Origin of the sequence: Agrobacterium tumefaciens, from assembly GCA_025560025.1 — a bacterium.
Taxonomy (GTDB): Bacteria; Pseudomonadota; Alphaproteobacteria; order Rhizobiales; family Rhizobiaceae; genus Agrobacterium.
The window spans coordinates 1846964-1860494 of the sequence record CP048486.1 but is presented as its reverse complement, the minus strand read 5'-3'; the positions used below and the strand labels follow the sequence as shown (position 1 = coordinate 1860494).

General features: G+C 62.1%; 8 protein-coding genes. 6 read left to right on the top strand and 2 right to left on the bottom strand.

Annotation, left to right across the window (positions count from 1 at the left end; genetic code table 11):
• Positions 1-123: 123 nt before the first annotated feature.
• Complete coding sequence (locus tag FY152_22420) at positions 124-1470, bottom strand: condensation protein (GenBank protein UXS34850.1); 1347 nt, start codon at positions 1468-1470, stop codon at positions 124-126.
• A 49-nt stretch (positions 1471-1519) separates the two neighbouring features.
• Positions 1520-5959: an amino acid adenylation domain-containing protein gene (locus FY152_22415; GenBank protein ID UXS34849.1), complete on the bottom strand. Its 4440-nt coding sequence runs from the start codon at positions 5957-5959 to the stop codon at positions 1520-1522.
• 81 nt (positions 5960-6040) lie between these two features.
• On the opposite strand from FY152_22415, the gene FY152_22410 reads away from it, so the two are divergent.
• From FY152_22410 to FY152_22385, 6 genes are all read left to right on the top strand, one after another.
• Positions 6041-7216 (top strand): isochorismate synthase MenF, encoded by a 1176-nt coding sequence (locus FY152_22410; GenBank protein UXS34848.1) that lies wholly within the window; start codon positions 6041-6043, stop codon positions 7214-7216.
• 19 nt (positions 7217-7235) lie between these two features.
• Positions 7236-8861, top strand: a complete 1626-nt coding sequence (gene entE / locus FY152_22405) for a (2,3-dihydroxybenzoyl)adenylate synthase (GenBank protein UXS34847.1) — start codon at positions 7236-7238, stop codon at positions 8859-8861.
• 96 nt (positions 8862-8957) lie between these two features.
• Positions 8958-9827, top strand: coding sequence for an isochorismatase (locus tag FY152_22400; GenBank protein ID UXS34846.1), 870 nt, complete (start codon positions 8958-8960; stop codon positions 9825-9827).
• Between the two features lie 13 nt (positions 9828-9840).
• Positions 9841-10596: a 2,3-dihydro-2,3-dihydroxybenzoate dehydrogenase gene (dhbA, locus tag FY152_22395; protein ID UXS34845.1), complete on the top strand. Its 756-nt coding sequence runs from the start codon at positions 9841-9843 to the stop codon at positions 10594-10596.
• Positions 10597-10680: 84 nt separating this feature from the next.
• Positions 10681-11394: a 4'-phosphopantetheinyl transferase superfamily protein gene (locus FY152_22390; GenBank protein ID UXS34844.1), complete on the top strand. Its 714-nt coding sequence runs from the start codon at positions 10681-10683 to the stop codon at positions 11392-11394.
• A 127-nt stretch (positions 11395-11521) separates the two neighbouring features.
• Positions 11522-13435 carry a PhoX family phosphatase gene (locus FY152_22385; GenBank protein ID UXS34843.1) on the top strand — a complete coding sequence of 638 codons (1914 nt, stop codon included), beginning with the start codon at positions 11522-11524 and terminating at the stop codon, positions 13433-13435.
• Positions 13436-13531 lie beyond the last annotated feature (96 nt).

The following is a 13531-nucleotide window of genomic DNA, read 5'->3' as shown; positions in this document are numbered from 1 at the left end:
ATCAAGTCATTGACCGCGAAAGACTCTTCTCGCCGCGCAGACGCGCGGCGGCTGGATACCGGGTCAAGCCCGGTATGACGGGGAGAGATTTTCCGTCCTTTTTTGTGCAGAGGAGCCGGCCACTCAAACCGCCAGGCGGAACCTCGCGGAAACCTCTTCAGCCGCAACCGCCAGCGCCTCGCTGTGCAGCATGGCATCCAGAAACAGCGGCAGCTCCTCGCGATAGCGCGCGAAATCGTCCGCTTCCGTCAGCGCCGAGTCCGCGTCGATATGCAGGTTCAGATCGCTGCCGTCATCCTCGCCACGGAAGGTCAGGTTGAAGCCATCGCCGGGACCATTGGCGAGAATGTGCCGGGAGACGACAAGCTCCGCAAAGACCGGTGCGCTGAAAGGCAGGACGTTGATGAGCGGAGAGAAAAAGAACCGCCGGCCCTTCGATATCTCCTGATCGGCGGCGATCTGTTCGATGCGGTAGCGGCCATGCAGGCGCTGCTTGCGCAGATTGGCGGCATTGCGCGCAAGAAAGCCGCCAAGGGTTTCCTGCGGTTCGATTGTCAGATGGAACGGCAATATATTGACGAGCATGGCGGGCATATGCGCGCCGACGCTGCCCCAGCGGCTCATGAAGGGCAGCCACAGCGTCAGCACGTCGCGATCCGGGCGCGGCAAGTTGCGGTGAAGATAGAGGCCGGAAAGCAGCACCAGCAGGTCTGGCCAGCCGATCTCCAGTGCGCGGGATATATGTTGCAGCCTTGCGCTGAAACCTTCCGGCAATCCCGCATCGGCATGCAGGCCGCCACCGCCATAATCCTCACAATCCTTGTCCAGCACGGGCAAATCCACCGGCGGAGCAAGATAGGCCGTCCAGAAATCGCGGTCCTTTTCGAAACGGCGGCTCTGCCGATAGGCATCCTCCTCTGCCAGAAAACTGCCGAAGGGATGAAAATCGGGACCGGCCTCGCCCTTGCCGCAATAGTGCCCGTAAAGCTGCCCGCAGCGCTGCTCCACCAGCGTCAGGCCATAACCATCAACGACGATATGATGGGCGCGGATATACCAGAGGTAACGGTCGTCACTGATGCGGTAAAGCACCTGCGCAGAGAGCCTGTCGGTCCGAAGATCAAGCCTTGCCTCGACATCGGCATTCATCCGCAGCATCGCTTCTTCGAAGGGGGCGGAAACGGTGCGCAGATCCACAAGCTCGACAACCGGGGCCTGGAGCGGATCGCAGCATTGCTGCGGCGTCTCGCCATCCTCAGCCATGCGGAAACGGATCGACAGCACCTGCGATTCACGCACGGTGCGTTTGATCGCTTCAAGCAGGGCACCTTCATTCACGGCACCGGAAAGATCGATGTAATGGGCGACGGTGGAGACCGGCTCGTCGGGATGGAAGGAGAACTCCTCCCAGAAATCGAGTTGCGGCTGGGTCAGGGGAAGCCAGCCGCCGGCAGGATCAATATGCGCCATCTGTTTTTCCTTGGGTTATTCTATGATGTTCTGGCCGCGATGATGGAGCTCATGCCGCGGAAGCCGGTAAAAGCGAGCTGACCTGCCTGGCGCTGCGGCACCGTAAAAGCTGCTGCGGCGTCAGTTCCACGCCGAAGGCGCTGCGGATTTCAGCCGAGACGGTTTTCAGATGCGACGGCAAGAGGCCAAGCGCCAGCAGATCGCTGTTCATGTCCACATTCGCGGGCCTTTTGCCCAGCACGCCAAGATAGATATCCAGCACGCGGCGATCGCCCTGATCGGCCACCTTGACTGCCACAGCCGCCGGCGTTTTCGCCGGTTCTGGAACCGTCAGCAATTCGCGGGCGCGGCGGCGATCCGGTTTGCCATTGGCCGAGAGCGGCAGGTCGGCGACATTGAGAAAACGGCCGGGCACGTGGGATTCCGGCAGGTGTCTGCGGGCGAAATTGCGCAGATCGGCTGCGGAAAGCTCAAGGCCGGGCATCGGAACATAAAGGACGCCGATGGCGGCTTCTCCCTTTTGCTCGGCGCCGTAATCCACCACCAAGATCCGCTGGATGGAGGGGTGGCGGATAAGTTCGTTTTCCACATCCGGCAGCGAGACCCGCACCCCGCGTACCTTGACGTAACCGTTGACCCGGCTTGCAAACATGATCTTGCCATCCGGCCGGTAACGGCCCCGGTCACCGGTCCGAAATGCGCGGACCGCATTTGCGTCGGGATCGTTGACCGTCACGAAATCCGTCTGGGTAATGGCGCCATCCTCCAGATAGCCGATCGCCACATTTACGCCCACCGTGTGGATGCGACCGACGACGCCGACCGGGCAATGGCCGCCCTGATCGTTGAGGATGAAATATCGATTGGCTGGTAAGGGGTGTCCGTAGGGTATCGCCGTGGTGTCATTTGCCACGATCTCGTGCCAGATGCTCCAGATGGTCGTTTCCGTCGGCCCGCCAAGCGATATCAGCCGCATGTCGGGCTTCAGCCGGCGCATCTCCTCGATGACGGAAGGCTTGATGTAGTCACCGCCCTGCGCGACGAGGCGGAGCGAACCGAGCTGATCGCCGCGGCGGCAGGACAGGAGCATTTCAAGGATGGCCGGCACGGAGCACCACAGCGTCACGCCATGTTCGGCCACCAGTTCGTTCCAGCGAACCGCATCCTTTTCCTCGCCGGGTTCCGGCAGCACCAGCGTCGCACCGGCGGTAAGCGCGCCGAAGACATCGAAAACAGACATGTCGTGATGCAAAGGCGTGACTGAAATGAACACATCACTTGCCGTCACGCCCCATTCCGAGAGCGTGCTGCCGACGACATTGGCCGTGGCGCGATTGGAAAGCACAACGCATTTCGGTTTGCCGGTCGTGCCTGACGTGTAGAGATAATAGGCCGGATCCTCGCTCGCCGAAAGCGCGGCCAGTTCCGCCATGACAACGGGCACATCGGAAGTGGCCGGCGTCGACAGAAGCTCCTCGGGATCGATAGCCTCAAAGCCTTGCGGAACATTGCGGGCAACGATGATGGCCGGGCGGCAATTGGTCAGCAGGTAGCGCAGGCGGTCTTCCGGTGAACCGGCATCCACCGGCACCCAGATCGCACCCGAGAGCGCGGCGGCCAGCGTGACAGCCGTATGCTCCGGACTGCGTGGCAGGCACACCGCCACGACATCCCCGCGACCGACGCCACGCGCCTTCAGTCCTGCCATGGCCCGTGCCACCAAATCTGCGAGTTCGCCATAGGCGATACGCCGTTTGCCGCTTACCAGCGCCGTGCGCGACCGGTCACCCTCAAAAAGATGGGCGGCGATCCGTTCCAGAAATGGCGGGCAGACGAAGTTCCCCTCGTCACCGTTCAACCGGTAATGGGACAGATCGACAACCTGTCGGGGATTGAAAGAGAAAGTCCCGCTGGTTGTGATCGCGGCAATCGCGCGTTCGATGGCACCGAGAATATCCGCCACCATTGCGCCATCGATCGCCTGTTCCGCATAATCGATATCGAGGACGAGATCGCCATCCGGATTTTGCGAAAAGCGGAAATCCAGCGCCACCTGCGGTGTCTGGGTCAGCCCGTCCGTCCAGCGCAACGTGGACGCTTGCGAAAGCGTGGGCCAGGAGAGGCCGTTGGTGATGACCACCGGCAGTGCCAGCCCGCCCGGATTGGCATTGAGAAGGATGCGATTGAGATCGATCCCCGAAAATGCGAGGTGGTTGAGGCCCTCAAGCACATCCGTTTGCAAAGCTGCGGCCCGCTCCGCAAAATCGCCCCTGGCCGCATCCCATTTGACCGCGATGAAGCTCGAGCGATTGGCAAACGCGCCTTCCACCTGCGGGGCGACGGGAATGCCGACGACGAGAGCGCCTTCGTTCAGCCAAAGCGACAGCACATCGAGGATCACCGCCGTCAGCGCCGAATTCTTGAACAGCCGCTCTTTCGCGCCGATACGTGAAAAGGTGGTAAAGCGTTGTTTTTCCACGGTCAGGCTCTGGCGGCTGTAACGCGAAACGGCAATGGTTTCGAGCGCGGCTTTCCATGGCAATTGCGAGGGCACTTCCACACCCTCAAGTTTCCCGGCCCAATAGGCGGCATCTTCGGCGCGGGCCGCTGCGATATCCTGCTGCGCGGCGGTGGTTGTGACAGTTGATGCGGGCGGCACGACATCATCGAAGAGTTCCACCGCAAGGCTGGCTATTCCCCGTCCGTCAAGAATGAGGGCGTCGAAACGCAGGAAGACCACCGCCCCATCCCCTGCCGCAATTTCCGGCAAGCGAAAGACCGTTACCTGCCAGGGAGAGGCGGCAAGATCGAAATGGGCATGCGAGAAATCCCGCCGCACAGCGTCCATCCGCGCTTCGGCTTCGGCAACGGACAGGTTCGAAAGATCAACAATATCAAGGTTGAGCTTCGGCTCTTCTGAGACCACCTGCACCAGACGCCGCTCATCGATGCGGGTGCGCAGGCTTTCGTGCCGCCCGACCATTGCTGTCAGGCGCGAGCGAAACAATGCCGGATCGATATTGCCGCGATATTCGCGAAACTCCTGCATCGCCACGCCGCTGAGCGGCAGGTGGGTGCCACGACCGAGCAGATAGGCCTTTTGCAAGGCTGAGAGTGGCCGTTCCATGGGATTTCCTTTTGTCTGCGCTGTCGCTTCCGGCGCCTGCGAGCCGAATCGCTCCACAGTCTCGGAAACGAGATCGGGGCTTTCGGCGAGACTACGAAGAAGCGCGGTGTAGGTGTTAAACAGGGCTCGCAGCCAGCTTTCCGGCAGGGCGTCGAGCCGCACGTCCCAGTTGATCAGAAGCCCGCCATCCAGCGCCGCAACCTGCGCATCCAGCGCAACGCCCGGCCCTTGCGAGACGGTGTGGATCATCGGACCGAACACCCGCCCGACGCGCTCGGAAAACAGGTCGCCACCGGCAAGATCGACACCTGCGGTGAAGACCACCGGCGAGCTTTGCAAACCGCCGCGCTGCCGCGAAAGATCACGCATGACGCTGACGCCGGGATAGGACTGGTGCGCGAGACGCCCGTTCATTTCGTCAAAAAGCCGCCCGAGCAGCCGCTCCAGGCTCTCCGCGGGCCTGATGTCGACACCGAGCACGAGAACATTGGAGAACTCACCGACGATGTCATCGACCCCTTCCACCAAGGGCGCCCGCCAGAAACCCGGCACCGAAAGCCGGAATTTTTCCGTAGCCGTCGCCTGCGAGAGCGACAGGGCAAAAACACCGAGCAGGAGGGTGGACGTGGTCACGCAGCAGCGCCGCGCCAGCTGTTCCAGACTGCTGCGTTCAGCCGGTGAAAGCGTCGCGGCAAGGCGATCGGTATGAACGGCGCGTGACGCGTCATCGGGCAAGAACGGCAATGGCGGGGCGTCTGGAATATCGGCGATCTGTTGCCGCCACCACAGCCGATCCCGTTCACGCTGGGCCTTGAGGTCCGCATCGGAGAGAAGACGCTTCGCCCAGCTAAAAAAAGACGGCGGCGGCTCGGCCGAGAGCGCGCCTTCATCTGCGCCAGCCTCATAAAAACAGGCGAGGTCCTCCATCACGATTCGCACACTGGCCGGATCGATCGCCAGCATGTCGGTATCCACATGCAACCGGGTGCGGTCCGCAGGCAGCAGGCTGATCGACAGGGCCGCAGGCGGTGAGACACGGAGATCGGCCTGACGATGGCTCCACTCCTCACGTTTGAGGGCAAGACGATGCGCAAGCGCTTCCTCATCCAATGCGGTCATGTCTTCCACGTCGAGGCGGAGCGGCCGGCCGACGGGGTCCACGCTCTGGCACCCTTCCGCATCGATCATGAGGCTGAGCATGGGGTGACGCCGGCACAGTTTATCGACCGCGACAGCCAGTCTTTCCGCCTCCAGCCGCGGGCCTTTGAACTCGAGATAAAGATGCGGCGTAACTTTTCCGAGTATCCCGCCCGCCTCTCGACCGACCCAATAAGCACCCTGCATAGGGGTTAAATTTAGCATGTGACTTTGCACCGATTGACAAAACATGATTATCATAATCAAGTATAAGCCATCGTCAACCACTCGCACAGGAGGCATCCCATGAAAACTGGGGCACTCAGGACGAATGACGTCGAATCCGACGAAATTACTGATTTTAATAGAGAATTTCTGTTTACTTCCGGCACCGGGGAATTGCGTGCCAGAGGTATTCGCGAAAAGATAACGCTTCCCGCCCGGGGCGGCGAAGACGTTGCAAGCCCTTTGCAGCAAGCGATAAAGGGCGCTTTTGAGCGGGCGCGCAGGGCGGGACAGGACAATCCCATCGCCATTGGCGCGATCCCCTTCGATGTCAGCGAACCGTCATGCCTTTATATCCCGGACAACTATGAGTGGAGCACAAAGGGCACCGCTGCGGCCTCGACTGATTCGGCGATGCCGGCACTTGTGGGTCAGAACAGCCTGCCGGACGAGAGCGGTTTCAAGCATGCCGTCGAACATGCCATCGTCAATTTCCGCCACTCCGAGGTCCGCAAGGCGGTGCTTTCGGTGATGCGCGAACTGACCTTCGCCTCCGAGGTCAATGTCGAAAGGTTGCTCGCCAGCCTCGCCAAGCAGAACCGCGAGGGTTACCAGTTCCGCATTCCGCTGCCTGACAGCGGTGATCTGATCGGCGTCAGCCCAGAGCTTCTCATCCGCAAGCAGGGCGAAAAAGTCATCTCGAACCCACTCGCGGGATCGGCAAAGCGCATGACCGACCCGGTGGCGGACAAGGCCAATGCCGACCGTCTTGCCGCGTCGGAAAAGGACCACTACGAACATAGCTTGGTGATCCAGGATATCCGCTCGCTGCTTTCGCCCTGCTGCGCTGAAATCGACGTTCCGGAAAAGCCCTCCCTCATCAGCACCGCGGCTCTCTGGCATCTTTCGACGCGTATCGAGGGCCGGCTTGCCGATCCCGACACCAATGCGCTGCAGCTGGCGTGCCTGCTGCACCCGACACCGGCCGTTTGCGGTTTTCCCACCGAACGCGCCCATCGTCTCATCCGCTTCGTCGAGCCCTTTGAGCGCGGGCTGTTCACCGGCATGGTCGGCTGGACGGACGCCGAGGGTAACGGCGAATGGGTGGTGACAATCCGTTGCGGCACCGTGCAGCGGGAAACCGTGCGGCTCTTTGCGGGCGCCGGCATCGTTGAGGCCTCGGAACCCGAATCCGAATGGGCCGAAGTGCAGACCAAGCTCAAGACCATGCTGAACGCCTGCGGTCTTTCTGCCTGATTTCTCCCGGGGACAAACCATGACAATCGAATTTGAACGCTGGCCCGACGATCTGGCGCGCCGATACCGCGACCGCGGCTATTGGATCGACAGGCCGCTGAGCGACATTCTCACCGAACAGGTGAAGCGTCGGCCGGATGCAACAGCGCTGATCTGCGGCGAACGCCGCTTCACCTATGCCGATCTCGACCGGCAATCCTCCAATCTTGCCGGGCATCTCTCCGCCGCCGGCATCGGCACGGGCGACACCGCACTGGTGCAATTGCCTAACATCGCCGAGTTCTACCTCGTCTTTTTCGCGCTCATCAAAATCGGCGCTGCCCCCGTCAATGCGCTTTTCAGCCATCGCCGGCTGGAAATGACCTCCTATGCGGAGCAGATCGCGCCGAAGCTGGTGATCGGCTCGCGTTCCCACGAGCTTTTCGCCGATGACACATTTGTGGAGGCACTGAAGGCGGCCTCTCCAAAGCTTGCCGTGACCCTGCTGCTCGGCGAAACCGATCCGCAGCGCAGCCTGGAGCAACGGCTGGCCGCCCCGGCCGAAAATCCACCGGCTTACGCCCCTTCCGCCGCCGATGAGGTGGCGCTGTTCCAGCTTTCCGGCGGCAGCACCGGAACGCCGAAACTGATCCCCCGGACGCATAACGATTATGACTACAGCGCCCGGGCCAGCGCGGAGATTTGCGAACTTTCGCCTGAGACCCGTTTCCTCTGCGCCATTCCGGTGGCGCATAATTTCCCGATGAGTTCACCCGGCGCGCTCGGTGTGTTCCACGCCGGCGGCGCGTTGATCATGGCCGCCAATCCGGAGCCGCTTGCCTGCTTCGATCTGATCGAAAAGCACGGCGTCGACATTGTGCCGCTGGTGCCGCCGGCGGTGGCGCTATGGCTGCAGGCGGCTCCCGCCCATCGCGAACGGCTCAAGTCGCTCAAGCTCCTGCAGGTCGGCGGCGCAAGCTTCGCCGAAGCGCTCGCCCGCCAGGTGCCGGAGGTGCTGGGCTGCGATCTGCAGCAGGTGTTCGGCATGGCGGAAGGTCTGGTGAACTACACCCGCGCCGGGGACCCGGACCATATCGTCTTCACCACGCAAGGCAGGCCGATCAGCCCGGACGACGAAATCCGCATCGTCGACGAGGATGGCAACGACGTGCCCGATGGCGAAGCCGGCATGCTGGCGACCCGTGGCCCCTATACGTTCCGGGGCTATTACCGCGCCCCCGAACACAGCGCCCGGGTCTTCGACAAGGATGGTTTCTATTATTCGGGCGACGTCGTGCAGCGCACGCCCGAAGGTTATCTGCGGGTCGTTGGCCGGGTAAAAGACCAGATCAATCGCGGCGGCGAAAAGGTCGCCTCGGAGGAGGTGGAAAACCTGATCCTGCGGCATCCGGATGTGACGCACGCGGCGCTTGTGGCGATGCAGGACGAACTTCTCGGCGAAAAAAGCTGCGTCTTCGTCGTGTCGCGCAATCCCGCGCTTAAGGCGCCGGCCATCCGCCAGCATCTCGCCGGTCTCGGTGTCGCGGATTACAAGCTGCCGGACCGCGTGCGCTTCATCGAGGCCATGCCGCTCACCGCCGTCGGCAAGATCGACAAGAAGCGCCTGCGCGACCTGCTGACAGCCCCCGTTGCCATCAGCGCCTGACACGCAGCGCCAATCGAAAGGGACGCTCAAAAGGGCGTCCCCAATTCCAAAGATTACGCGCCGCCCGAGCCGGCGCAGCAAAAAACCGAGGTCATCATGACGATCCCCACCATTTCCGACTATCCGATGCCGGTTGCCGCAAGCTTTCCGGCCAACAAGACAAAATGGCAGCCCGATGCGAAACGCGCCGTGCTTCTCATCCACGACATGCAGCGTTATTTCCTGCGGTTCTACGAGGCCGACGGCAAGTTGATGACCGCCCTCATCGACAATCTCGCCAAGGTGAAGGCATGGGCCGTTCAGAACGGCGTGCCGGTCATCTATACAGCCCAGCCGCATAACCAGCCGCCCGGCGACCGCGCGCTCCTGAACGACATGTGGGGACCGGGTCTCACCGTCGTCGACCCCGAATTGCAGAAGGTGGTCGACAAGCTTGCGCCGACGCCCGACGACGTGGTGTTGACCAAATGGCGCTACAGTGCCTTCCAGCGTTCCGACCTCGCAGAGCGCCTGAAAAGCTGGGGCCGCGACCAGATCATCGTCGGCGGGGTTTACGCCCATATCGGCTGCATGATGACGGCGGTGGAAGCCTTCATGAAGGATATTCAGCCCTTCATGATCGGTGACGGCGTCGCCGATTTTTCCGAGGCCGAGCACCGCATGGCGCTGCAATATGTGGCAACGCGCTGCGGCGTGGTGATCGACACCGCAAGCCTTGTCGGCGCGGGAGAGGCCACCGGCACCCGCGAATGGCTGAAAGCCCGTGTCCTGCAAATGGTGGAGGATGAAAGCGACATCGACCCCGATGAGAACCTCATCTTCTACGGGCTGGATTCGCTGCAGGTGATGAAGCTCGCCGGCGAATTGAAGGAACGCGGTGTCACCGTCGGCTTCGATGAGCTTGCGCGTGTGCCGACACTTTCCGCCTGGTGGGCGCTGATCGACGAAAAGCGGCTCGCAGCCTGAGCGGACGGACAAGATGACGCAACAGAGATTTACCGGGCGGCGCGTGCTGGTGACGGGCACGGCCCAGGGCATCGGCCGCCGTATCGCCGAACGTTTCATCGAGGAAGGGGCCGAGGTCATCGGCCTCGACCTTCTGGCCGACACAGTGGGGGCTCCCTTCCGCCAGATCGCGCTCGACATCACCGACGCAGCGGCGGTGGAGACGACCTGCAAGGCGATCGAGAGCGAATGGGGCGGGCTCGATATTCTGGTCAATGCCGCCGGCATATTGCGGCTCGGCGACAGCGAAAGCCTGACGCCGGCGGACTGGAAGGCCTGCATGGATGTCAACGCCGCCGGGCCGTTCTATATGCTGCGGCAATGGAGCAGCACCTTCAAGCGGCAGCGGCGCGGCGCTATCGTCAATGTCGGCTCCAACGCCGCCGTCGTGCCGCGCATCGGCATGATGGCCTATTGCGCCTCCAAGGCGGCGCTGGTCAGCCTCAGCCATTGCGCCGCCCTTGAGCTTGCGCCCTATGGCGTGCGCTGCAATGTCGTCTCCCCCGGTTCCACCGATACGCCGATGCTTGCCGGCATGCTGAGCGATCCTTCCGGCAAGGACCGGCTGGTCGCCGGCCTGCCCGAGCAGTTCAAGCTCGGCATTCCGCTCGGCAAGATCGCGAGGCCGGACGATATCGCCGATACGGTGCTGTTTCTCGCTTCCGATCAGGCCGGCCATGTGACGATGCAGCAGATCGTGGTCGATGGCGGCGCGACGCTTGCGGCCTAAACGGGAGCGGGATGGCGAAAAGCGTGAGCGGTATCGCCAGCCCGCTCACATCATGATCTAGGCCGCTGGATGAAGGTGACGGACATGGCCATTGCAACGGCGTTTCATCGCGAAGTCGTCTCCGGCGATCCACCGGAGGCCATCTGGCCTTGGCCGGACGACAGCTGCGATTGCCATTGCCTCACCCTTTGTTACAGCGCCGAGGAAGGCTGCGGCGGCGAGGTCCCTCCCTTGCCGCCGCAGCTTTTACACGCCCTGCCCAGACGCAAGGCAGAATTCATCGCCGGGCGCAGATGCGCGGCCGAGGCCATCCGCCGCCTCACCGGCCGCTCCACCTTTCCAGGCATGGGAGAGGACCGCGCGCCGATCTGGCCAGAAGGCGTGATCGGCGCGATTTCCCACAGCCATGAACGGGCGATTGCCCTCGCCGGCTCTTCCGAGCGGTTGTGTGGCATCGGCATCGACATCGAAAGGCTCCTGACCGAGGAGGAGGCCGGCGATATCGCCGCGCAGGCCCTGACGGCAAACGAACGCCACAGCCTCGGGAATGACATCGATCCCTTCATGACCGGCTTGATCTTTTCGGCCAAGGAAAGCCTGTTCAAGGCGCTTTATCCGACAGTGAAACGGTTTTTCTTTTTCGACGCAGCCGAGCTGTCCGGCTTCGACAACAGCGGCTCTGCCTCTCTGCGGCTGACCGCCCACATAGGCGGTGAATGGCGCAGGGGAACGGAGATTCCCTTCCGTTTCTGCCGCTTCGACGGCTTTCTCGTCACCCGCATCCTGATCGGGCGCTAACGAAGAAAGCGGCCTCGTTGAAGGGAAAATGACCAGTTCCACTGCCCTTCCCGTCATTCGCATGAAATATTGAGACGGTAGGCACCTTGCTGGAATGATTCCAAACAAGCAACGGTGGAGACAGACTATGACCGACATCGATACAAGCAAATTGTCCTGGGACGAATGGGACGAACTGCAGAACCCGCCGCCGGCCGAAACCGATTTCGACCGCGTGGTTGAAACCGCGATTTCCCGCCGCGGCTTTCTTGGCGGCGTGCTTGCCTTCGGTTCGGCCGCGGCCGCCATGGGCACGCTCGGCAACCTGATGACCAGCACCTCCGCCGAGGCGCAGGAAGCTGCCGCCGGTCGTTTCCCCTTCAAGCCGGTCGCCGCCGCCACCGACCACACCATCCATGTGCCGGAAGGCTACAGCTGGAAGCCGGTCGCCAAATGGGGCCAGCCGCTGTTCTCCAACGTTCCCGATCTCGACCCCGCCAAGGGCGTCAGCGTTGAAAACTCCGACAAGGTCTTCGGCGAAAACACCGACGGCATGGAACTGTTCATGGTCGGCGCTCATCAGCTGATCGCCGTCAATCATGAATATGTGAACCCGGAAACCAACCTGCCGCACGCCGAAAAAGGCAACCCGAAGACGGCCGACGACGTGAAAATCCTGCAGAACATGCAGGGCGTCACCGTCATGGAAGTCGCGGAAGGCAATGAGGGCTGGGAAATCGTTCTCGACAGCCCCTTCAACCGCCGTATCCACCACAACACGCCGATGAAGCTTTCCGGCCCGGCCGCCGGCTCCGATCTCGTCAAGACCGCCGCCGATCCGAAGGGCATCGACTGTCTCGGGACCTTCAACAATTGCGGCGCCGGCCGCACGCCCTGGGGCACCTATCTCACCTGCGAGGAAAACTTCAACGGCTATTTCGGCACCACCGACGCCGCCTTCAAGCTGCCTGACGACTACAAGCGTTATGGCATCGTCGCCGAAACCCGCTACGCCTATGAGAAGTTCGACGCGCGTTTCGACGTCGCCAAGAACCCCAACGAGCCGCGCCGCGCCGGCTACGTGGTCGAGATCGATCCTTCGGATGCCTCCTCCACCCCGATCAAGCGCACTGCGCTTGGCCGCATCAAGCACGAGAACGCCGCCGTGGTGATTGCCCGTGACGGCCGTGTCGTCGTTTACATGGGTGACGACGAGCGTGGCGAGTTCCTCTATAAATTCGTCTCCAACGGCATTTACGTGCCGGGCGGCGACACCTCGAAACTGCTCGACGAAGGCACGCTTCACGTCGCCAAATTCGCCGATGACGGCGCCGGCGAATGGGTGGCTCTCACACCTGAGACCACCGGCATGAAGATCGATGAAATCTGCGTCTTCACCCGTCAGGCCGCTTCCAAGGTGGGTGCAACGACCATGGACCGCCCGGAATGGGTCGCCATCAACCCGGTCGCCATCGAAGCCTATTGCGCGCTGACCAACAACAGTCGCCGCGGCGAAATGAAGGACGGCAAGCTGCGCGCCAATGCCGGCGGCGACGCCATGGTCATCAACGCCGCCAACCCGCGCGAAAAGAACGAATACGGCCAGATCGTGCGCTGGTATCCGGAAAATGACGACCATGCGGACGGCAAGTTCAAATGGGACCTGTTCTGCATGGCCGGCAACCCTTCGGTTCACAAGGACGCCTTTGCCGGCTCCTCGAACATCAACGAAGGCAACATGTTCAATTCGCCTGATGGCATGATGTTCGACTCGACCGGTCTCCTCTGGATCCAGACCGACGGCGAAGACAGCAATGAAGGTAACTTCGCCGGCCAGGGCAACAACCAGATGCTGGCGGGTGACCCGGCCACCGGCCGTATCGAGCGTTTCCTCACCGCCCCGAAGGGTTCCGAAGTCACCGGCCAGACATGGTCCGGCGACAAGCGCACCCACTTCGTCGGCATCCAGCACCCCGACGCCCCCTTCCCGGATGGCGAAGGCAAGCTGCCGCGCTCGACCGTCATCGCCATCAAGCGCGACGACAACGCGCAGATCGGCTGACGTTTTGGCATCAACGAACCGGATGGCGGCAAATGGCCGTCCGGTTCCACTCTATAAACGCCGTGCGCCCGAAGGACGCACGGCGTTTTGTTATCA

Coding starts and splice junctions, on each gene's coding strand:
- FY152_22420 (UXS34850.1), bottom strand. CDS start 1,470: ATGGCGCATATTGATCCTGCCGGCGGCTGGCTTCCCCTGACCCAGCCG.
- FY152_22415 (UXS34849.1), bottom strand. CDS start 5,959: ATGCTAAATTTAACCCCTATGCAGGGTGCTTATTGGGTCGGTCGAGAG.
- FY152_22410 (UXS34848.1), top strand. CDS start 6,041: ATGAAAACTGGGGCACTCAGGACGAATGACGTCGAATCCGACGAAATT.
- entE (UXS34847.1), top strand. CDS start 7,236: ATGACAATCGAATTTGAACGCTGGCCCGACGATCTGGCGCGCCGATAC.
- FY152_22400 (UXS34846.1), top strand. CDS start 8,958: ATGACGATCCCCACCATTTCCGACTATCCGATGCCGGTTGCCGCAAGC.
- dhbA (UXS34845.1), top strand. CDS start 9,841: ATGACGCAACAGAGATTTACCGGGCGGCGCGTGCTGGTGACGGGCACG.
- FY152_22390 (UXS34844.1), top strand. CDS start 10,681: ATGGCCATTGCAACGGCGTTTCATCGCGAAGTCGTCTCCGGCGATCCA.
- FY152_22385 (UXS34843.1), top strand. CDS start 11,522: ATGACCGACATCGATACAAGCAAATTGTCCTGGGACGAATGGGACGAA.